Annotated in this window: 1 tRNA gene; it reads left to right on the top strand. The window is 46.5% G+C overall.

Features of this window, described 5'->3' with window-relative positions:
* The first annotated feature begins 43 nt into the window (after positions 1-43).
* Positions 44-119: transfer RNA gene (locus tag AB4263_RS24225), tRNA-Ala, on the top strand.
* Positions 120-310: the final 191 nt, after the last annotated feature.

Raw genomic sequence — 310 nt, forward strand, 5'->3', positions numbered from 1 at the left:
GCCCGGTATCGCCCACCATTTCCTCCCAAGGAAATAAAAATATGGGGCTATAGCTCAGCTGGGAGAGCGCCTGCCTTGCACGCAGGAGGTCTGCGGTTCGATCCCGCATAGCTCCACCATTCTTTCTCCACGAAGGAATTAAAACTATCGTGGGCGATTAGCTCAGTTGGGAGAGCACCTGCCTTACAAGCAGGGGGTCACTGGTTCGAGCCCACCATCTTTAAGCACACTTTTCTTAGTAATAGAAAACTGAGTGTATTTAAAAATGGTTTTGAAAGTTTAATGCTTTAAAAACTCTTGCTCTTTAACA

This window comes from Vibrio sp. 10N.261.55.C5, assembly GCF_041470505.1.
Classification (GTDB): domain Bacteria; phylum Pseudomonadota; class Gammaproteobacteria; order Enterobacterales; family Vibrionaceae; genus Vibrio; species Vibrio crassostreae_C.